The organism is Nostoc sp. JL33 (assembly GCF_017114985.1).
Lineage (GTDB): Bacteria > Cyanobacteriota > Cyanobacteriia > Cyanobacteriales > Nostocaceae > Nostoc.
Genome location: NZ_JABXKP010000053.1, coordinates 13,721 through 31,945 on the forward strand (window position 1 = coordinate 13,721; position 18,225 = coordinate 31,945).

The following is an 18,225-nucleotide window of genomic DNA, read 5'->3' on the forward strand; positions in this document are numbered from 1 at the left end:
TGTACACTATGCCCCAAATTATCCGCCGCAGCTTTAATTGGTATCCCCAAAATATGCGCCCGAATCGCCCAAGCGTGACGCAAATCATAGGGTTTAAAATCTAATCCTATTTTCCGAAACCACCAACTAACTCGCTCTGTTAACGCCGTTATCTCAGCATGATTAGTGTTATCTTTTTTAGCGATCGCACCCCTTAACATCTCTAAATATTTAGGATTGCTTAAATCAAAGTCTTCAATCCATTTATTGATGTAATATTAATGCTTGTCTTTACTCAGTAGGCAGTATTATTGACGTATAGTATTGACTGCACGACCTACTGCTAGTTGGATAGCATCATAACCTCTTAAACTATAAGTTTCAGATAATACCATTCCAGAATTAATGATATTTTCTGTGATTTCAACAATTTGATAGTCTTTCTGCAAATCAATTTTGAACTGATTGCGTGTTATTGTCACATCTGTAATACTAATACTTCCACTGCGCGATCGCCTGGTAATTGCCGCTATAATTTCTACAGCAGTTATTGCTGCAATAAATACCTGATTATTGAGAGCCGGATCAAATAGCCCTAAAACCCAAGCTGATCCAGTTTCACTAATATAACGCTTTACTAATGCGCTACTGTCTATGAAGTAGATTGCCATTTAACGACGTTCCTCAATGATAGTTTCAGAAATAGGCTTTCCCTCGATCTGAATTAGTCATCGCTCGGTTATTGGTTCATAAGCAGGATGTTTAATGTGTTTTACTAAGCCAGAATCAATTAGAGCTTGGTGGAATGCTGCTTGCTTGACTGTTTCCTCTTTCTCAGCAAGATACTTTTGAATCGTCTGATTAAGCTGCTGAAATTCTTTTATTTCAAGTGTTTCAAGCTGCTTAATTATTTGGTTTAGGGTTACTAGCGTCATAGTTTTCTATTTCCTTTACTCCCAACAATTTTTACCCATAAATTATACCAAATTATATAAAAATGGTATTATTTATTAGCGAATTCAACTACGCTTATAAACCAACTCCATTTTCAACTTCTCAATCTCCAACCTCAACTTATCATTCTCCATCCTTAACTTTGCATTCTCTTCCCTAATCAACTCAACTTCATTTCTCTTACTCAAAGCTTGATTCATCGCCAACTTCCGCATATCTAACGAAAACCAACGCTGATAAGTTTGCGTGTGAACTTGTACACTATGCCCCAAATTATCCGCCGCAGCTTTAATTGGTATCCCCAAAATATGCGCCCGAATTGCCCAAGCATGACGTAAATCATAGGGTTTAAAATCTAATCCTATCTTGCGAAACCACCAGCTAACTCGCTGTGTTAACGCCGTTATCTCCGCATGATTGGTGTTATCTTTTTTAGCGATCGCACCCCTTAACATCTCTAAATATTTAGGATTTCTTAAATCAAAGTCCTCAATCCATTGCCTATATAAAGGTAATGCTTCTCTTTCCCCAGTCTTAGAATCCTTATGAACTTTCCATGTAAAATCTAAATTTTCTTGACTCAACCACCAAGCAATATCAGGATTAATAAAAAGTTCTCGTGGACGTAAGCCAAAAACTGCTAACATCCCATACGTCCACCGCCAAAGTTGCCAGCTATCTTGAACATTTTGATTAACTTGATTACCTCTACTATTTAGGTAATCTTCAAACTTGATAATTCCCTGAGATATTTCCGTATCAGTCGGTATATTTCGGGAATGATTATCAGGCATTTTGGAATATTTGGATAAATCGATCTCGATGTTGAATGTCAAACAAAATGCAGATATGGCTCTAGCTGCATTATATTTAGCCCATTCCTTATCGACTTGTTCAATTGAACTTATCAGATTTTCAGCAGTTGCTAAATCTTTGGCATTAGTGAATCGCTTGGTTCGAGAAAAGTAATAAAAAAAAGTATGTTCGCTTTTGGTTGTGCGTTTGTGAGTTTTAAAATATTCTTCTTCAAATTGTTCGAGCAACTCTCCTATTGTTTTAAAATCTTTTCTAATTGCTTCATTACCTAAATATTTATCATTCCATTCAAAAGTTTTACGAGCGATTAACTTTCCTAATTCATAGGCTTCTTCCTCAGCCGTCTTGAGTCCATCCGAGTTAGCAGGAATATTCAAACTGAGATTGTATTGCTTTCTCCCACTAGCATTGCTGTCCTTGTCTCCCGGTTTAATTGGTAACGTCGCCCGTAATTGCAGACTTCCATTTGATTCTCTAATTGTCACCTTTGCCTTTGCAGACTTCAAACGCAGATTAATCTTCTCTAATTCCAGTAGTACTTTCGTTTTCATCATGCGCTCTTTGTTGCTGTGATTGCAGAGATGAACACAAACACCGGGCGGTGTTGCAGAGAAAGCGGGATGATTTTGCTGGTTTTGTGGGATGGGCATCTTGCCCGTCCCTTGTATTTCCAGGCGGGCAGGATGCCCACCCTACAAGAATCATCCCTTGATTTAGCAACGCCCTGGCTCAGGACAACATTTAGATGATGCGTGAGTCCTAAACCTGATTATGCATCGCTGTTTTTAGCCTATATTTAGCCTAAAAATAAATGTGTTATCAGCGAACAATGTTTAGCACAGACATTGCTTACTGCAAACATTAGGCTGTTTAGAGTTATTGAACCACAAAAAGGATTACTCCGGCCCTTATCACGGTTACGATGGTTTCGCCATCTTCGCACGCGACATGGACTTGGCACTCAACAGCCCAACCTGGGGATTAATTGGCGCTCCTTGGAATGAAAAAGCTAACGCTAAGAAGGCTGAAGCTAAGGCTGAAGCTAAAGCTAAGGCTGCCGTCTAGGGAAATGGGAGCTAGATAAGTAGGGATAAGCCTGGGGCTAAAACCCCAGGGGGGAATTGGGAATCCAAAATTCAAAATTAAAAATTTAAAAATTAATTTTGGTTTTTGCATTTTGAATTTTGAATCATATTCCCATTCCCTAGTAGAGAGGCGATTAATCGCCTCTCTACTCCCCACTCCCACCTCAATTACTAAAGAATTCAGTAACCTTGGAGATCCAGAAATGCCTCAGAATCCAGAAAAAATTCAAGACCACGTAGAGTTATTCCACCAACCGGAGTACCAACAGCTATTTGAAAACAAGAAGAAGTTTGAAAACGCTCACGAGACCGAAGAAGTACAACGGGTTGCAGAGTGGACGAAGGGTTGGGATTATCGTGAAAAGAACTTCGCTCGTGAAGCTTTAACCGTTAACCCTGCTAAAGGTTGTCAACCATTGGGAGCAATCTTTGCTGCTGTTGGTTTTGAAGGTACTCTACCTTTTGTTCAAGGTTCTCAAGGTTGCGTTGCTTACTTCCGCACCCACCTAACCCGCCACTACAAAGAGCCATTCTCTGGTGTATCTTCTTCAATGACTGAAGATGCAGCCGTGTTTGGTGGTCTGCAAAACATGATTGACGGCTTGGCGAACTCTTACCAACTCTACAAGCCTAAGATGATTGCTGTCTGCACCACCTGTATGGCAGAAGTAATTGGTGATGACTTGCAGTCTTTCATCAACAACGCCAAGGAAGCTGGTTCAGTTCCTCAAGATTTCCCAGTACCCTACGCTCACACCCCTAGCTTTGTCGGTTCCCACATCACTGGTTACGACAACATGATGAAGGGAATTCTTTCTAACCTGACAGCAGGTCATAAGAAAGAAACCAGCAATGGTAAGATCAACTTCATCCCAGGTTTTGACACCTACGTAGGCAACAACCGCGAAATCAAGCGGATTGCTTCCCTGTTCGGCTTTGACTACACCATTCTAGCTGACAACAGCGACTACCTGGATTCACCAAACACAGGTGAGTTCGATATGTATCCAGGTGGTACAAAGCTAGAAGATGCAGAAGACTCAATTAATGCTAAAGCTACGATCGCTCTGCAAGCACACTCCACCCTCAAAACCCGCGAGTACATCGAAAAAGAATGGCATCAACCAACCTCAGTTTGCCGTCCTTGGGGTATTAAGGGTACTGATGAGTTATTGATGAAACTCAGCGAACTGAGTGGTATACCCATTCCTCAAGAATTGGAAATTGAACGCGGTCGTGCAGTTGATGCCATGACTGACTCCCACTCATGGATTCACGGCAAGCGCTTCGCTATCTACGGCGAACCAGATTTAGTATACAGCGTAGTTGGCTTTATGCTAGAAATGGGTGCTGAACCTGTGCATATCTTGGTTCACAACAGCAACGAAGTATTTGAAGCAGAAATGAAAGAACTGCTTGCTTCTAGCCCATTCGGTAAGAATGCAACTCTTTGGCCTGGTAAAGACTTGTGGCACATGCGTTCTTTGATGTTCACAGAACCCGTAGACTTCCTTGTTGGTAACACCTACGGTAAGTACCTGTGGCGCGACACCAAGACTCCCTTAGTGAGAATTGGCTACCCAATCATGGATCGTCACCACTTACACCGCTACACCACCATCGGTTATCAAGGTATAATCAACCTCCTTAACTGGGTTGTAAATACCTTGTTTGAAGAAATCGATCGCAACACCAACATTCCTTCTAAGACAGATATTTCCTACGACTTGATTCGTTAGGAATTGCGTAAACGCAACGTGTTAATTAAGGGTGAAGAAGGGGAGTAGGGAGTGGGGAGTAGAGACGCGATTAATCGCGTCTCTAATAGGGAAATATCCAATGCCCAATCCCCAATGCCCAATCACGCCAGTTCGCTCAACTTTTGGAACCCCCGCACGCGACTGGCTCCCCAACTTCCCTTTTTCTTTCTAGCATTTACCTGAGGTATTAAATAAATGGAAACTATCAATCACACCCACACTCACACTCATACTCATCCTGATTACCATCCACCTAACTATAAAAAACCAGGGAAGTTCAACAATCTTCTCAATCCTTTGCGCCGTATGGTGGATGGAATTCAGGTTAAACATAATCGCCTCGCTCATCTAATTTGCCAAATAATTCCTTGCTGTTGTCCCTTCGAGCAACAAATTAAATTATTTGGGCGGTCTTTTGATATCCCAGCGTTGTGTAAACTCAATCCTTTATATGACGAATTTGTAGGATTGCGTTTTCGGGCTTTATCTTACCTCGCTGATGAATGTGGAGAGGATGTCACAAAATACATTTGCTAATTATTAGTCATTGGATATGGGGCATTGGTCATTAGTCATTCAAAGGACAAATGACAAAGGACAAAGAACAATTCAGCACGAGAAGAGAGATGAAAACCACCCAAGGCAAAATCAACGAGCTGCTCACTGAAACAGGATGCGAGCATAATCAGCAAAAACAATCCGAAAAGAAAAACAAGTCTTGCGCCCAACAGGCACAACCTGGCGCAGCTCAAGGGGGCTGTGCCTTCGATGGTGCAATGATTGCCTTAGTACCGATCGCAGATGCTGCTCATTTAGTCCACGGGCCTATAGCCTGTGCTGGTAATTCCTGGGGCAGTCGTGGTAGTCTCTCCTCTGGCCCTCAACTCTACAAGATGGGCTTTACCACTGACTTGGGTGAAAATGATGTTATCTTCGGTGGCGAAAAGAAGCTTTACAAAGCGATTCTGGAACTGAAAGAGCGCTACGAACCAGCAGCTGTATTCGTGTACGCCACTTGCGTGACAGCCTTAATTGGTGATGATATTGATGCTGTCTGCAAAGCTGCTGCTGAGAAAATTGGTACTCCTGTTATTCCCGTCATTGCACCAGGATTCATTGGCAGTAAAAATCTGGGCAACCGTTTTGGTGGTGAAGCTTTGTTAGAATATGTTGTCGGCACAGCAGAACCGGAACATACAACCCCCTATGATATTAACTTAATCGGTGAATACAACATCGCCGGGGAAATGTGGGGAGTAACACCACTGTTAGAAAAATTAGGCATCCGTATTTTGTCCAAAATTACGGGCGATGCTCGCTACAATGAAATTCGCTACGCCCACCGCGCCAAGCTGAACGTGATGATCTGCTCACGAGCGCTGGTAAACATGGCCAGAAAGATGGAGGAGCGTTACAACATCCCCTACATTGAAGAGTCTTTCTACGGCATTGATGATATGAATCACTGCCTGCGAAATATCGCTGCTAAATTAGGTGATCCTGATTTACAGGAGCGTACAGAAAAGCTAATTGCAGAAGAAACGGCTGCTTTAGATTTGGCATTGGCTCCCTATCGCGCTCGACTCAAAGGTAAGCGGGTTGTCTTGTATACAGGTGGTGTCAAGAGTTGGTCGATTATCTCGGCTGCTAAGGACTTGGGGATTGAAGTTGTTGCTACCAGTACGAGAAAAAGTACTGAGGAAGATAAAGCCAAAATCAAGAAGTTGCTCGGTAATGATGGCATTATGTTGGAGAAGGGCAACGCTCAGGAATTGCTACAGGTGGTTAAAAACACTCGCGCAGATATGCTGATTGCTGGTGGTCGCAACCAATACACCGCTTTAAAAGCTCGAATTCCTTTCCTTGATATCAACCAAGAACGCCACCATCCTTATGCAGGTTATGTGGGGATGATTGAGATGGCGCGGGAACTGTACGAAGCTCTGTATAGCCCGATTTGGGAGCAAATACGTAAACCCGCTCCTTGGGAAGAAGAGGAAGTTTAATGGCTCTTATACCCTCGTTCCCAGACTCCGGCTGGGAACGCATTCCTGAAGGCTCTGCCTTCCTTTTAGAGCAGATGAGGCGGAGCCTCACTGTCAGCATTCCCCGGCGGAGCCAGGGAACGAGAAAGTCCGCCCTGTGGGATGAGGAGGTAATTTAATGGCGATCGTCACCGTTTCTAACAAAGCACTGACAGTTAATCCCCTCAAGCAAAGTCAAGCTTTGGGTGCAACCTTAGCCTTTTTGGGATTGAAAGGGACGATGCCCTTATTCCACGGTTCTCAAGGTTGTACTGCTTTCGCCAAAGTTGTCCTAGTGCGACATTTCCGGGAAGCGATTCCCCTAGCTACCACAGCGATGACGGAAGTCACTACTATCTTGGGTGGTGAAGAGAATGTCGAGCAAGCAATTCTCACTCTGGTGGAAAAGGCTAATCCAGAAATTATTGGTTTATGCACCACTGGGTTAACAGAAACTAGAGGAGATGATATTGAAGGTTTTCTTAAGGAAATCCGCGATCGCCACCCAGAATTGAATGATTTGGCGATCGTTTTTGCGCCTACCCCAGATTTTAAAGGTGCGTTGCAAGATGGTTTTGCCGTTGCTGTGGAAAGCATAGTTAAGGAAATTCCTCGCGCGGGTGGAATCAGAACTGAACAAGTCACAGTTTTGGCGGGTTCTGCCTTCACACCAGGGGATGTACAAGAAATCAAAGAGATAGTCACAGCCTTTGGACTAGTGCCGATCTTTGTACCTGATCTTGGCGCTTCTCTGGATGGTCATTTAGAAGATAACTACAGCGCTGTTACAGTCAGTGGGACTACCTTAAAACAGCTACAAGAAGTAGGTAGTTCTGCTTTTACCCTGGCATTGGGTGAAAGTATGCGGGGGGCTGCAAAGATTCTGGAAGAACGCTTTGACACACCTTATGAGGTGTTTGGCGAACTGACGGGATTAGAACCGGTAGATGAGTTTATCCAAGCATTGGCGATTCTGAGTGGTAACAGTGTACCGGAAAAATACCGCCGTCAACGCCGCCAGTTGCAAGATGGGATGTTGGACACTCACTTTTACTTCGGTGCAAAACGAGTTTCCCTAGCGCTGGAACCAGATTTACTGTGGTCAACAGTGCATTTTCTGCAATCGATGGGAGCGCAAATTCATGCGGCGGTGACAACCACGCGATCGCACTTACTAGAAAAACTCCCGGTTAAAAACATCACCATCGGCGATTTGGAAGACTTTGAGAGCTTATGCGCTGGGTCTGATTTGCTGATTGGTAACTCGAATGTCGGTGCGATCGCTAAACGGCTCTCGATTCCTCTTTATCGTCTAGGACTGCCCATTTATGACCGCTTAGGTAATGGTCAATTTACCAAAGTTGGCTATCGAGGCACGATGGAACTTGTGTTTGGCATCGGCAACCTGTTTTTAGAAGCAGAAGAAGCCAGAGTTAAGCAGTTCCAATTAGGAATTGTGGGCGCTGAGTTTTGAATTCTTGAAGAAGAATTCAGGAGTCAGAATGGGCTACGCCCCGCTGCGCTAACAGTATTCAGAATGCTTTTCAGAAAGAGTAAAACCTGCCACTGATTGTTTGCCTTTAGCGTTTCCGTAGGGAAAACCACTAAGTATGCAGATTTAGTTCTTATATCATGTCCGCCAAATTACCCATAATAAAAGAACCCCACCCCCAACCCCTCCCCGCAGGCGGGGAGGGGAGACAAAGCACAGCTTTGGCGGGGTGGGGTTCTTCGGGTTTAATAAGCAATCAAGCGGACATGATATTACTCCTTAATTCTGACGCCTCGGCGGAGCGTCTCCGGCTCCGCTCCTGACTCCTGAATTCCTTCTTCCCAATTTAAAATTCAAAACTTTAGAAAGGAGAATTACGATGAAAATTGCTTTCACGACGAGTGACCGAGTTCATATTAATGCTCACTTCGGATGGGCAAAAATGATTGATGTTTACGAAATTTCCGATGAGGGATATCACTTCGTAGAAACCCTCAATTTTGAAGGCGAACTCAAAGAAGATGGGAATGAAGATAAAATCACCCCAAAACTTGAGTCAATAGGCGACTGTACGATTATTTATGTAACAGCAATTGGTGGTAGCGCCGCCGCTCGGTTAATCAAGAAAGGTGTCACCCCAGTCAAGGCGCGATCGGAAGAAGAAGAAATTAGCGAAGTGCTAAATAAGCTAGTGAAAACTCTCAAAGGTAATCCCCCACCTTGGTTGCGTAAAGCTTTACAGCCAAAATCCACAAGTTTTGCAGATGAAGTTGAAAATGAAGCAACGGTATGACCACAAATAATAGTGTTAACGGAACTGCTACAACTGAAGTCTTGAACTCACCTTTCCTTAAGGTATTAATTAAACAAATCCGTGGCCAAGACAGTTATGGAGTTTATCGTAGCTGGTCGGATGAGTTGATTCTCAAACCCTTTATTGTCACCAAACAAAAGAAACGGGAAATCTCCGTTGAGGGCGAAGTTGATCCGGTAACTCAAGCCCGGATTATGGCATTTTTTCGAGCTGTAGCTGCTGGGATTGAACAGGAAACAGGTTTAATATCCCAGGTTGTGGTTGATTTGAGCCATGAAGGATTTGGCTGGGCGCTAGTTTTTTCTGGCCGTCTTTTGCTAGCTGTGAAAACTTTGCGAGATGCTCAACGCTTTGGCTTTGACTCAGTGGATAAATTAGCAGAAGAGGGAGAAAACTACGTCAAAAAAGGTCTTGATTTGGCGAAGCGCTTTCCTGAAGTTGGCAATCTGTAAGTAGTTAGGAGTTAGGAGTTAGGAGTTAAGAGTTAAGAATCAGGGGTTAGGAGTTAGGAATTAAGTTGACTGTTAACTGATAATTAATGATTCATAGTTCCTAATTTATAATTTATAATTCATAACTCATAACTTCTAACTTCTAACTCCTAACTCTTAACTTGTAGAAAAGGAGTGGCTGATTGTGCAAGCAGAAGAAACGAGCATTGAGGAACTACAAGGACAAATCAGACGGCTTAACAGTAAAGCAGGTCAAATGAAAATGGATCTGCATGATTTAGCTGAAGGTCTGCCAACAGATTACAAACAACTTATGGATGTTGCAGCTGCAACTTATGAAATCTATCGCCAGTTAGACGAACTGAAGCAACATCTGAAAAAATTGGAGAATGCTAAATGACTGGAACTATTGCTGAATTCAAGCAACTCGTAGATGCAGAAGAATTTTTTAAATTCTTTGACATGTCCTACGATCTAGAAGTTGTGAATGTAAATCGTCTACATATTCTGAAAAAGTTCTCTCAATACATCCAGGAAATTGATAATAATTCTCCTGACTTGAGCCAGGAAGAGAGACTAAATCAATATTCTTTGGCTTTGCAAAAAGCCTATCAGGTATTTATCGAATCAACGCCCCACGAACAAAAGCTGTTCAAGGTGTTTAACGACAAGCCGAAAAATGTAGTCACACTGACAGAAATCACTTCTGATTAGGAGGTATAAATTGGTTAACCTAACGCCTACCGAATTAGAACGCTATCGTCGCCAAATGATGCTTCCGAATTTTGGCGAAACAGCACAGAAGCGCCTGAAGTCAGCGACAGTTCTGGTTACAGGTGTGGGGGGATTAGGCGGTACGGCGGCGCTTTACTTAGCAGTAGCAGGCGTTGGGCGGCTAATCTTAGTCCGGGGTGGTGACTTGCGGCTAGATGATATGAATCGTCAGGTTCTCATGACTGATGATTGGGTAGGTAAGCCAAGGGTATTCAAAGCTAAAGAAACTCTGGATGCGATTAATCCTGATGTTCAAGTGGAAACGGTTCATGATTACATCACCCCGGAAAATGTAGATTCGTTAGTGCAATCTGCTGATATGGCTCTTGATTGCGCCCACAACTTTACAGAGCGCAATTTGTTAAATGAAGCCTGTGTGCGATCGCGTAAGCCAATGGTGGAAGCCGCAATGAACGGGATGGAGGCTTACCTGACAACGATTATTCCTGGTGTGACTCCTTGTTTGTCCTGTCTGTTTCCAGAAAAGCCTGATTGGGATCAGCGCGGCTTTTCAGTTCTAGGCGCTGTCTCTGGAACACTAGCTTGTCTAACAGCACTGGAAGCTATCAAGCTGATCACCGGGTTTAGTCAGCCTCTATTGTCGCAATTGCTGACAATCGACCTGAATCGAATGGAATTTGCTAAACGCCGTTCTCACCGCGATCGCTCTTGTCCAGTATGCGGTAATAGTGCGCCTTGGAGACACGCGCAATCCAATTCGATGGAACCCACGGGTATTGCACAAAATAGTTAATTTTCGTCATTAGTCATTCAATTTTAGATTTTGAATTTTGGATTTGGGATTGAAAGAGAAATCTAAAATCTAAAATCTAAAATCTAAAATCCAAAATTGGTAGAGTCATTAGTCATTAGTGAATAACAAAGGACAACTGACATAGACGCTTCTGCGGCTTCCCGTAGGGTAGGACAAATGACAACCCCACCTGAAATCAGAACAACTAATCGCTACAAATAAGGAGAACTGATGGCCGTTATTTTATCAGAAAAAGCAGAATTTCATCTGCGGACATTCCTCAAAGGTTCCGCACCCGATGCTAATGGCTCAACTAAAGGTGTCCGCATCTCTGTAAAAGATGGTGGTTGCAGTGGGTATGAATATGCGATCGATATCACCAGCAAGCCCCAACCAGATGATTTGGTAAGTCAGCAAGGCAAAGTGCTGGTTTACGTTGATGCCAAAAGTGCGCCGTTATTAGACGGAGTTATCGTTGACTTCGTTGAGGGAGTGATGGAAAGCGGTTTTAGATTCATCAACCCCAATGCAACTGATACCTGCGGTTGTGGAAAGTCTTTCAAAACAGACGACGGTACGCCTACTGGTGTACCTTGCAGCTAACATCATTCCGTTAGCGCTAAGTCAATTTTAGAGGCTTCCCATAGACGCACTCCGCAGAATTTCAATGCCCTTCAGGTCGCTTCACTTCTAGTTTGTGTTGCATCCCTTACCCCTATAGAGAAACTAGCTAAAGCGTAGCTTCTGCGTAAGAACAAGGGGAGCAAAGAGTAGGATAGGTTGCTCAAAAACTTCGGAAATTAGACCAACTGTATAACGTTTGAGGAGAATCGGAAAATGGCTACGTACCAAGTTAGATTAATCAACAAAAAAGAAGACCTCGACACCACAATTGAAGTTGATGAAGAGACTACCATTCTAGATGCAGCAGAAGAAAATGGTATTGAGTTGCCGGCTTCTTGTCAAGCAGGCTCTTGCTCTAGTTGTGTTGGCAAGGTCGTTGAAGGCGAAATAAATCAAGAAGATCAAAACTTCCTAGATGACGAGCAGATTTCTAAAGGATTCGCTCTACTTTGTGTCACTTATGCTCGTTCTAATTGCACAATTAAGACACATCAAGAACCCTATCTTGTCTAAACTCTTACTTTGGTTGCTGCCTTTGGCGACCAAATAAAAAATGAAGGATGAAGGATGAAAATATACTTCCTTCTTCCCTTCACAATGCCTAATTTATCATTCAAATGTTTACCCCCTTTAGTGTGACTGGTTGCTCATTAGAATTATTGAGAACGGGAGAACGAGGAATCGTCACCTTCTGTAAAAGTCAGGATGAAACAATCTTGACAAAGCTGATGTCAATGGGGGTAATACCAGGAACTAATATCACTTTAGAACAAAACTTTCCCTCATTAATTATTAAAGTAGGAAATACATCTTTAGCACTAGATATGGAAAGTATTCGCGCTATTTATGTCCGCATTATTCCTAATTGAATTAATTATACAGGTTTACAAGTACATATCAAAATCTCACCTCCAGCCCCTCTCCTTAATAAGGAGAGGGGAGATAAAGCACAGCTTTATCGGGGTAAGGTTAAGCTGTACCTGATTCTTATTAGGAAACGCTATAACATACATTTATATAATATCGTCTTGACCTCACTCCTTTGCTAATTAATTCTGGCAGTGAGGTCACTCAATTTAGAGATATGAATGCAATTTGGTATTAGAGATACAGCCGCTTGCAAGAAAAGGCAACTTGCCTATTTTTTAATCAACAGCAACTATCACATCTGATGATTTAATCACGGCATGAGCCTGCTTACCTTCTGCAAGCCCGAGCTTTTCTGCTGATGATTTTGTAATTATTGACACTAGCTCTACTCCTGGTGCTATTTCTAAAGTTATCTCAGTATTAACTGAACCATGCACAACTTTTGTGACAGTACCTTTGAGAGAATTCCGAGCGCTAATTTCCATTTTTTGTCTCTGTTTTACTTGTACTTAAATAAACTAGCACATTTTTAAGCATATTTCTGTTAAAAAATAAAATTATTTTATATATCTTAATAAGTGTCAGGTATATAAAGCAAATCTCAGCGTCATATCTCTGTTTTATTAAACACAATATTCAATATAGGAATCGTATTTGATTTTTGAAATTATCTACGTAGGCGGGGAGTGGGGAGTAGGGAGTAGGGAATAAGGAATAAGGCTTTTCGAGTTGTACCGAGCTTTTTCAGAAATCAAATATTAGTCCTATAGAAACGTTACATCAAATTTGAGCATTTCAGGTATTGATGGTGAGTATGGTAGGCGTTTAACGTTTTAGATATCGCTAGTATTTAGTAACATTAACAACTGACTACTAATTTAATTGTTTTATTAAAACTAGGTAAATTAGAGCAGCAGAGCGCTGGCGAATAGAACACGCGCCTAGACAAACAAGACCTTTCCTCCGTGGGCTAAGAGAAATTAAAGCTTTTTGTAACCCACTTAGATGGGTAAAGCCTCGTGTAGTTCCGGTTTATAACTGCTCTTTTAACTATTAGTCTAGATTAGGAAATAAAAGTGTAAAAAATACTGCATTTTCAGTGTACTTCAAAATTTTTCTGAGATATATCTGGGTATCTTTATAAATGATTCATAATTATATATTATCAGAGTGATAATATATAAATAAGCTAAATTGTTGCTAGTCAACTTAGTACTTGACCAACCCAAAATTGCTGTGTGAGGGCGGAGAGTAGGGAGTGGAGAAAGATATTTTTGTTTTACCAAGCTTTTGAATACCTAGCAAAGTTCGTTTGGTAAACTACTAGACTTCAGCTACTCGTATAGGATTTTTAAATAATGGTGGGCATTGCCCACCATTAAGTTTTCTAAGCAAATTTATGCTGGGAAAAAACTTAGTTTTGTAATATTGAAAGAACAATTATGAGCCAAGTAAGCAGGCAAGATTTGAGTGAAGCAACAACCCAATGGTTAATAGCGCAAGGCTATAGTCCTGGGAATTTAAATCAGCCAGGTGAAAATGGCGATACAGCTTTGATGAAAGCTACAAGAGAGGGTGTTTATGCAGTCGTCAAAGAACTCATTGATGCAGGCGCGGATATTAATGCTCGAAATAGCGATAGCAACAATGCTTTGTGGTTTGCTTGTTTTGGGAATCACTACGATTTAATTAATTTCCTGCTAGCTGTCAACATTAATGTTGACAACCAAAATGATAACGGTGCAACTGCCTTAATGTATGCAGCATCAGCCGGAAAGACAGAAGTCGTCAAGTTACTTTTAGAGCATAACCCTGACTTAGATTTGAAAAATTTAGACGACTATAAAGCTATCGATTTTGCCAGCAATGTAGAAGTTTTAAGGATACTGAAAAATGCCACAAAGTAAGATATCGGGAAAAGCCTATCATGAAGCTACCAAGCATTCTTACTTATCGGTACAAATTGATCCAAATTATGTAGATGCTTCAACACAGCCATCTTCATTTAAAGTTTATCCAAAGTTTTATCGGAGAGTGAAATTAAATCTCAATAATCCTGTTCATTCTTTTATCTCATTAACCAGTGCGATAACACTAGAAAAAGTATATAAAGATGGCCCATTAAAACTGCGCGTGAATCCATCAGCAGGCGCTCTGTATCCTACGGAAGTTTACGTACAGGTTCGCGGCATTGAGGGAATAGTAGATGGTATATACCATCTAGAAGTTGAGAATAATTGTCTAACTCTCATCTATGAATTAATCGATGATGGGTTAGAGAATTATATTATACCAGGTAAATGTATCAATGGATTCATCTTTTTAATTAGTTGTGTTTATTATAGGTCTAGCTGGAAATATCAAAATAGAAGCATGAGATATTGCTTATTAGATAGCGGACACCATTTAGGCGGAATCGCAGCTTCAGCTTTTCTCTACAACCGAGATATACAACTAGTTTTTGACTTTGATAAACTTGCTCTCAATTCAGATTTGGGATTTGAGAATAAAGAGTTTATCACTGCTTGTGCGGTGTCAGGAGAAGTACAAGACAAGAAAATCAGACGCTTAAGGCTGAAAGTTCCTTTTGTCTGTGGTACTGATTATTTTGAATCCAATCAATTTATTGAAGATAGCTATCAAGCCACGGCTTTACAAAAGAGCCGCCAGCAGGGACTAGCACAGCCCAAGTTTAACTTTGACAAGGATAAATTTTATCAAACAATTTGGAATAGACGTTCTATTAGACGTTTCCGGAAAGAGTCTATTTCTCAAGAAGATTATTTATATATAGTGCAGCAACTTCAGCAGCCAATACCCACAGAAAACTATGAGGAAATAGAAATTTACTCAGTGGTGCATCGAGTAGAGGGAATGACACCTGGGTTATATAAAGGTACGTATCTGGTTAAGACGGGTAATTTTAGTGAAAAGACGGGTTACTTATGCATTAATCAGGCTATTGCTAAAGATAGCGCTGTAACTTTATTTTTCGTGTCAGATTATTTAAATTATCAAAGTGCTATGCAAATAGCTGGTTTTCTAGGGCAGAGACTTTATTTAACTAGTAATTATTTGGGGATTCAGTGTAGTGGAATAGGTGCTTATTATGATGAAGAAACCCAGGAATTATTAGAAACAAATAAAGATGTACTTTATGGAATGGTAATTGGAATATAAGCAGGAACCTAAAGAGAGATGGCTAGAAAGACGTATTGCTTAAATGGTGACGACTCGCATCCTATGCAACCGACATCGGCAGATATTATATTGCGACAGCAACTAGAGTATTCTATTAGTAGATACTTTTATGATGCTTGCGATCGCACGATTCAAAATCTTCTATCTAATTGTCGGTGGTATGTCACAACCCATGCCAATGCTCTAACATTAGTAATTGAATGTCCTGATCAAGTTACTAATTGGCGTATTTTGCAAAAAATCGTGCCAATGGGGACATTGCTATATGGAATTATCACCAGTGCTAAAATCCGTGTTTGTCCACCAGAGAGTCAAGGCGTACCTTTTGAAATGAGGGTAGATGAACTTTCGGTTTATCGGGATTGGGCGTGATTCGATTTTGGATTTTGGATTTTAGATTTTGGATTGTTAATTAAAAGTTGATATTCTGTTTGATAAGTGCGGTTAGTTCTTCAAAAACCAAATCGGCAGAATATTTGACAACAGGACTCAACTCTAGTCCCAAACCAAGATTTGCCGCTTCAATTAAATAAACTGTTATATCTTCGGGAAAGTCATTTTGAAAGATTTTCCGTCCGGCGGCTAAAGCATTATCCCAACGAAAATCATGCAAGTTATAACTAGGTTCTGGCAAAGCTTCCAGTTCTTTTCCTGGAACTTTAAACACAGCACCTGGTTCAGAACTAGTTGAACTTGCATCAATAATCACTAATTGTTTACTACCTCTAGCTTGAAACATTACTTCCATCCCGGCGGTGCCACAGTCATAAACGCGCACATGAGGATGAGGATTTTCAGCTAGATATTTTTGTAAGCGTTGGGCGATGATTACGCCTACAGCGTCATCACTGCGATTGAGATTACCGCAACCAATAATAGTTAGCATGGGATGATATTTAATTGTTTAAGTAGTTGCAAATTCAGTTAAAGCGCGATCGCGTATCGTAAGCAGGCACGAATATCTTCGATTTGTAGGTCTGGATAGTAGTCTTGGATAATTCCTTCAAATGAAAGTCCGTCATTGAGCAGTTCAAAAATGCTTTGTACAGTGATGCGTGTTCCTGCGATGCAAGGTTTACCGAAATGAATGTGAGAGTTAACTACGATTCTGTCCATTTAACTATAAACTAATAATATGTTTCCTAAATTATAAAATAAGAAGTTGCACTGTATCTATAAACGTAGTGAAGCATACTTTAAGGCTTAACGTGATAGTAAAGGTATAAAACTAGGAACAATTCATCATCACGTTTCTACCTGCTGTCAAGAAGAAGTACAATAAGTCAAGGTAATTCTTTCCTTTTGTCAAGCATATGGATACTTTGACTACAGATAGACAGAGATTAATTGAGGTAATTAATGCTCTCCCAGATGAAAAATTAATTGAACTAGCAAGCTTTGTTGAATATCTTCAATATAAATCGACAAGGCAAAAAGAGGTAGACAATCATAAATCTTCTTTTCTGATGTCTATTGCAGGATTAGGAGCTTCTACTGAAAACAACATTTCAGAACGTGATGAAGATATCTTAAAAAATGAGATTGATCCTGTGCGTGGTTGGAGTCTGAAAGCAGATAATCCTACATGACAGCGATCCTGGATACAAGTTTCCTGTTTGCACTTACTGACAAAAGCGATCGCAATCACTCTCGTGTTTTTACTGTCGCAAAGACATTAAGTGAACCATTAATTTTGCCAACCTCTGTCCTTCCCGAAGTTTGTTATTTAATCTCGTCTAGACTCGGACATCCGGTTATGCGTAATTTTTTGATTGAACTTGCTGCTAGTGATATTCGACTGGAATCAATTCACTTTGAAGACTTCGAGCGAGTTAATGAAATTCTGGAACAGTATGCTGATAGTCAGCTTGACTTTACAGATGCAACGATTATTGCACTTGCAGAGCGAGACACCATCACTCGCATCTTGACGCTTGACCGTCGTGATTTTGGTTTTGTTCGTCCGAGACACTGTGATTACTTCGAGTTATTGCCGTAATCTGCAAAGTATGAGGCTCTGACTGATGAGACAGACAAAGCCTCTGAATAACTAAGTTATCAGCAGGAAACTAGAACTCTACACCATGTTTCTTGGCAATTTCGGTAAGTTTCTCCGACTGATGTTGTGATGCTTTAGTCAAGAGTTCTTCAGCCTGTTCTCTAGTACTTCCCTCTTTAGGAATTAAGTACTTGACATAAAGAGATACAAAATCAGCTACGATCGCTAAACCAGATAAAGCATGTTTGTCAGCTTCCTTACCAGCGATCGCTGATACTAAACCTGCTTTAATTGGGTCTGGTTTAACTTTCATGAACTGATCAACAAGTTTCGGAATGTAGTCTGCTGGCGGCAAGTTATTTAACTTACTTGTATCTGGAGTAAAGTTAAGTTCTGCGGCTTTTGCCTGCTCTAAAACACACCATTCGATGAATTCTTGCAATGCTGCATCGGGAACGCGAGGGAGATATTCGTGTAGCGCTAAATCAGACACAAGCTTACCGTGTAAATTTCTGTTTTTTTGAAGTGCATTAATGCAAGCCTAACGCACTGTTTCTATAAGTTTTAGTGTGTTACGCTACGAGTTTTGAATATGAGGCATTGGGAATAGGGCATTGGGAATAGGTT

25 protein-coding genes and 3 pseudogenes are annotated in these 18,225 nt (G+C 41.2%); 20 read left to right on the plus strand and 8 right to left on the minus strand.

All coding sequences use genetic code 11. The features are described from left to right. From HWQ23_RS14485 to HWQ23_RS14500, 4 genes and pseudogenes are all read right to left on the minus strand, one after another. Window positions 1–270, minus strand: a pseudogene (locus HWQ23_RS14485) (site-specific integrase); the annotation flags it as partial. Window positions 271–287: 17 nt separating this feature from the next. Then, window positions 288–650, minus strand: a complete 363-nt coding sequence (locus tag HWQ23_RS14490; protein ID WP_292829398.1) for a type II toxin-antitoxin system VapC family toxin — start codon at window positions 648–650, stop codon at window positions 288–290. A 57-nt stretch (window positions 651–707) separates the two neighbouring features. After that, on the minus strand, window positions 708–914 hold the full coding sequence (locus tag HWQ23_RS14495; protein WP_292829399.1) for a hypothetical protein: 207 nt from the start codon (window positions 912–914) through the stop codon (window positions 708–710). Window positions 915–998: 84 nt separating this feature from the next. After that, a pseudogene (locus HWQ23_RS14500) lies at window positions 999–2,454 on the minus strand (site-specific integrase). A 180-nt stretch (window positions 2,455–2,634) separates the two neighbouring features. Between HWQ23_RS14500 and HWQ23_RS14505 the strand changes: the two are divergent. From HWQ23_RS14505 to HWQ23_RS14575, 15 genes and pseudogenes are all read left to right on the plus strand, one after another. Beyond that, window positions 2,635–2,814, plus strand: a pseudogene (locus HWQ23_RS14505) (hypothetical protein); the annotation flags it as partial. A gap of 223 nt (window positions 2,815–3,037) precedes the next feature. Next, entirely contained in the window at window positions 3,038–4,573 is a 1,536-nt protein-coding gene (gene nifK / locus HWQ23_RS14510; RefSeq protein ID WP_292829403.1) for a nitrogenase molybdenum-iron protein subunit beta, read from the plus strand. Between the two features lie 51 nt (window positions 4,574–4,624). Further along, entirely contained in the window at window positions 4,625–4,777 is a 153-nt protein-coding gene (locus tag HWQ23_RS14515) for a hypothetical protein (protein WP_292829405.1), read from the plus strand. A gap of 12 nt (window positions 4,778–4,789) precedes the next feature. Beyond that, entirely contained in the window at window positions 4,790–5,131 is a 342-nt protein-coding gene (locus HWQ23_RS14520; RefSeq protein ID WP_292829407.1) for a Mo-dependent nitrogenase C-terminal domain-containing protein, read from the plus strand. 89 nt (window positions 5,132–5,220) lie between these two features. Next, window positions 5,221–6,600, plus strand: coding sequence for a nitrogenase iron-molybdenum cofactor biosynthesis protein NifE (nifE, locus tag HWQ23_RS14525; RefSeq protein WP_292829409.1), 1,380 nt, complete (start codon window positions 5,221–5,223; stop codon window positions 6,598–6,600). After that, window positions 6,600–6,758: a hypothetical protein gene (locus HWQ23_RS14530; RefSeq protein ID WP_292829411.1), complete on the plus strand. Its 159-nt coding sequence runs from the start codon at window positions 6,600–6,602 to the stop codon at window positions 6,756–6,758. Before nifE ends, HWQ23_RS14530 begins: the two co-directional genes overlap by 1 nt. Beyond that, window positions 6,758–8,092, plus strand: coding sequence for a nitrogenase iron-molybdenum cofactor biosynthesis protein NifN (nifN, locus tag HWQ23_RS14535; RefSeq protein WP_292829413.1), 1,335 nt, complete (start codon window positions 6,758–6,760; stop codon window positions 8,090–8,092). The genes HWQ23_RS14530 and nifN overlap by 1 nt, the downstream gene beginning before the upstream one ends. 397 nt (window positions 8,093–8,489) lie before the next feature. Next, window positions 8,490–8,903, plus strand: coding sequence for a nitrogen fixation protein NifX (nifX, locus tag HWQ23_RS14540; protein ID WP_292829415.1), 414 nt, complete (start codon window positions 8,490–8,492; stop codon window positions 8,901–8,903). Further along, complete coding sequence (locus tag HWQ23_RS14545) at window positions 8,900–9,376, plus strand: NifX-associated nitrogen fixation protein (RefSeq protein WP_292829417.1); 477 nt, start codon at window positions 8,900–8,902, stop codon at window positions 9,374–9,376. The genes nifX and HWQ23_RS14545 overlap by 4 nt, the downstream gene beginning before the upstream one ends. A 184-nt stretch (window positions 9,377–9,560) precedes the next feature. After that, window positions 9,561–9,776, plus strand: coding sequence for a CCE_0567 family metalloprotein (locus HWQ23_RS14550; protein ID WP_292774619.1), 216 nt, complete (start codon window positions 9,561–9,563; stop codon window positions 9,774–9,776). Beyond that, a complete protein-coding gene (gene nifW, locus HWQ23_RS14555; RefSeq protein WP_292829419.1) occupies window positions 9,773–10,090 on the plus strand; it encodes a nitrogenase-stabilizing/protective protein NifW in 318 nt (105 codons plus the stop codon). The genes HWQ23_RS14550 and nifW overlap by 4 nt, the downstream gene beginning before the upstream one ends. A 10-nt stretch (window positions 10,091–10,100) precedes the next feature. After that, window positions 10,101–10,904 (plus strand): HesA/MoeB/ThiF family protein, encoded by an 804-nt coding sequence (locus HWQ23_RS14560; RefSeq protein WP_292829421.1) that lies wholly within the window; start codon window positions 10,101–10,103, stop codon window positions 10,902–10,904. 231 nt (window positions 10,905–11,135) lie between these two features. After that, a complete protein-coding gene (locus HWQ23_RS14565) occupies window positions 11,136–11,507 on the plus strand; it encodes a HesB/IscA family protein (protein WP_292829423.1) in 372 nt (123 codons plus the stop codon). Between the two features lie 234 nt (window positions 11,508–11,741). After that, window positions 11,742–12,041 (plus strand): 2Fe-2S iron-sulfur cluster-binding protein, encoded by a 300-nt coding sequence (locus HWQ23_RS14570; RefSeq protein ID WP_292829425.1) that lies wholly within the window; start codon window positions 11,742–11,744, stop codon window positions 12,039–12,041. 104 nt (window positions 12,042–12,145) lie between these two features. Then, window positions 12,146–12,397 (plus strand): FeoA family protein, encoded by a 252-nt coding sequence (locus HWQ23_RS14575; protein WP_292829427.1) that lies wholly within the window; start codon window positions 12,146–12,148, stop codon window positions 12,395–12,397. Between the two features lie 276 nt (window positions 12,398–12,673). On the opposite strand, the gene HWQ23_RS14580 is transcribed toward HWQ23_RS14575, so the two are convergent. Beyond that, complete coding sequence (locus tag HWQ23_RS14580; protein ID WP_292829429.1) at window positions 12,674–12,883, minus strand: TOBE domain-containing protein; 210 nt, start codon at window positions 12,881–12,883, stop codon at window positions 12,674–12,676. Window positions 12,884–13,840: 957 nt separating this feature from the next. On the opposite strand from HWQ23_RS14580, the gene HWQ23_RS14585 reads away from it, so the two are divergent. From HWQ23_RS14585 to HWQ23_RS14595, 3 genes are read left to right on the plus strand one after another with little or no spacing between them, the layout of a single operon-like run. Further along, window positions 13,841–14,305 (plus strand): ankyrin repeat domain-containing protein, encoded by a 465-nt coding sequence (locus tag HWQ23_RS14585; protein ID WP_292829431.1) that lies wholly within the window; start codon window positions 13,841–13,843, stop codon window positions 14,303–14,305. Further along, on the plus strand, window positions 14,292–15,578 hold the full coding sequence (locus HWQ23_RS14590; protein ID WP_292829433.1) for a SagB/ThcOx family dehydrogenase: 1,287 nt from the start codon (window positions 14,292–14,294) through the stop codon (window positions 15,576–15,578). Before HWQ23_RS14585 ends, HWQ23_RS14590 begins: the two co-directional genes overlap by 14 nt. Before the next feature lie 18 nt (window positions 15,579–15,596). Then, complete coding sequence (locus HWQ23_RS14595) at window positions 15,597–15,971, plus strand: hypothetical protein (protein ID WP_292829435.1); 375 nt, start codon at window positions 15,597–15,599, stop codon at window positions 15,969–15,971. A gap of 40 nt (window positions 15,972–16,011) precedes the next feature. On the opposite strand, the gene HWQ23_RS14600 is transcribed toward HWQ23_RS14595, so the two are convergent. Together HWQ23_RS14600 and HWQ23_RS14605 are read right to left on the minus strand one after the other, a co-directional pair. Next, the gene (locus HWQ23_RS14600; protein WP_292829437.1) at window positions 16,012–16,485 is read right to left on the minus strand and encodes a hydrogenase maturation protease; all 474 of its coding nucleotides are present in this window, start codon (window positions 16,483–16,485) and stop codon (window positions 16,012–16,014) included. Window positions 16,486–16,523: 38 nt separating this feature from the next. Beyond that, window positions 16,524–16,715 carry a DUF433 domain-containing protein gene (locus HWQ23_RS14605; RefSeq protein WP_292829439.1) on the minus strand — a complete coding sequence of 64 codons (192 nt, stop codon included), beginning with the start codon at window positions 16,713–16,715 and terminating at the stop codon, window positions 16,524–16,526. Between the two features lie 197 nt (window positions 16,716–16,912). Between HWQ23_RS14605 and HWQ23_RS14610 the strand changes: the two genes are divergently transcribed. Both HWQ23_RS14610 and HWQ23_RS14615 read left to right on the plus strand, forming a co-directional pair. Beyond that, the gene (locus tag HWQ23_RS14610) at window positions 16,913–17,188 is read left to right on the plus strand and encodes a hypothetical protein (protein ID WP_292829441.1); all 276 of its coding nucleotides are present in this window, start codon (window positions 16,913–16,915) and stop codon (window positions 17,186–17,188) included. Next, the gene (locus HWQ23_RS14615) at window positions 17,185–17,598 is read left to right on the plus strand and encodes a type II toxin-antitoxin system VapC family toxin (protein WP_292829443.1); all 414 of its coding nucleotides are present in this window, start codon (window positions 17,185–17,187) and stop codon (window positions 17,596–17,598) included. The genes HWQ23_RS14610 and HWQ23_RS14615 overlap by 4 nt, the downstream gene beginning before the upstream one ends. Window positions 17,599–17,668: 70 nt before the next feature. On the opposite strand, the gene HWQ23_RS14620 is transcribed toward HWQ23_RS14615, so the two are convergent. Beyond that, on the minus strand, window positions 17,669–18,091 hold the full coding sequence (locus tag HWQ23_RS14620; RefSeq protein WP_292829445.1) for a hypothetical protein: 423 nt from the start codon (window positions 18,089–18,091) through the stop codon (window positions 17,669–17,671). Window positions 18,092–18,225: the final 134 nt, after the last annotated feature.

What these genes read in the sequence shown, in the direction of transcription:
- HWQ23_RS14565 (WP_292829423.1), top strand. Translation starts at nt 11,136, where the DNA reads ATGGCCGTTATTTTATCAGAAAAAGCAGAATTTCATCTGCGGACATTC.
- HWQ23_RS14570 (WP_292829425.1), top strand. Translation starts at nt 11,742, where the DNA reads ATGGCTACGTACCAAGTTAGATTAATCAACAAAAAAGAAGACCTCGAC.
- HWQ23_RS14530 (WP_292829411.1), top strand. Translation starts at nt 6,600, where the DNA reads ATGGCTCTTATACCCTCGTTCCCAGACTCCGGCTGGGAACGCATTCCT.
- HWQ23_RS14545 (WP_292829417.1), top strand. Translation starts at nt 8,900, where the DNA reads ATGACCACAAATAATAGTGTTAACGGAACTGCTACAACTGAAGTCTTG.
- HWQ23_RS14595 (WP_292829435.1), top strand. Translation starts at nt 15,597, where the DNA reads ATGGCTAGAAAGACGTATTGCTTAAATGGTGACGACTCGCATCCTATG.
- HWQ23_RS14520 (WP_292829407.1), top strand. Translation starts at nt 4,790, where the DNA reads ATGGAAACTATCAATCACACCCACACTCACACTCATACTCATCCTGAT.
- HWQ23_RS14615 (WP_292829443.1), top strand. Translation starts at nt 17,185, where the DNA reads ATGACAGCGATCCTGGATACAAGTTTCCTGTTTGCACTTACTGACAAA.
- HWQ23_RS14600 (WP_292829437.1), bottom strand. Translation starts at nt 16,485, where the DNA reads ATGCTAACTATTATTGGTTGCGGTAATCTCAATCGCAGTGATGACGCT.
- nifK (WP_292829403.1), top strand. Translation starts at nt 3,038, where the DNA reads ATGCCTCAGAATCCAGAAAAAATTCAAGACCACGTAGAGTTATTCCAC.
- nifN (WP_292829413.1), top strand. Translation starts at nt 6,758, where the DNA reads ATGGCGATCGTCACCGTTTCTAACAAAGCACTGACAGTTAATCCCCTC.
- nifX (WP_292829415.1), top strand. Translation starts at nt 8,490, where the DNA reads ATGAAAATTGCTTTCACGACGAGTGACCGAGTTCATATTAATGCTCAC.
- HWQ23_RS14495 (WP_292829399.1), bottom strand. Translation starts at nt 914, where the DNA reads ATGACGCTAGTAACCCTAAACCAAATAATTAAGCAGCTTGAAACACTT.
- nifW (WP_292829419.1), top strand. Translation starts at nt 9,773, where the DNA reads ATGACTGGAACTATTGCTGAATTCAAGCAACTCGTAGATGCAGAAGAA.
- HWQ23_RS14605 (WP_292829439.1), bottom strand. Translation starts at nt 16,715, where the DNA reads ATGGACAGAATCGTAGTTAACTCTCACATTCATTTCGGTAAACCTTGC.
- HWQ23_RS14580 (WP_292829429.1), bottom strand. Translation starts at nt 12,883, where the DNA reads ATGGAAATTAGCGCTCGGAATTCTCTCAAAGGTACTGTCACAAAAGTT.
- HWQ23_RS14490 (WP_292829398.1), bottom strand. Translation starts at nt 650, where the DNA reads ATGGCAATCTACTTCATAGACAGTAGCGCATTAGTAAAGCGTTATATT.
- HWQ23_RS14585 (WP_292829431.1), top strand. Translation starts at nt 13,841, where the DNA reads ATGAGCCAAGTAAGCAGGCAAGATTTGAGTGAAGCAACAACCCAATGG.
- HWQ23_RS14590 (WP_292829433.1), top strand. Translation starts at nt 14,292, where the DNA reads ATGCCACAAAGTAAGATATCGGGAAAAGCCTATCATGAAGCTACCAAG.
- HWQ23_RS14610 (WP_292829441.1), top strand. Translation starts at nt 16,913, where the DNA reads ATGGATACTTTGACTACAGATAGACAGAGATTAATTGAGGTAATTAAT.
- HWQ23_RS14575 (WP_292829427.1), top strand. Translation starts at nt 12,146, where the DNA reads ATGTTTACCCCCTTTAGTGTGACTGGTTGCTCATTAGAATTATTGAGA.
- nifE (WP_292829409.1), top strand. Translation starts at nt 5,221, where the DNA reads ATGAAAACCACCCAAGGCAAAATCAACGAGCTGCTCACTGAAACAGGA.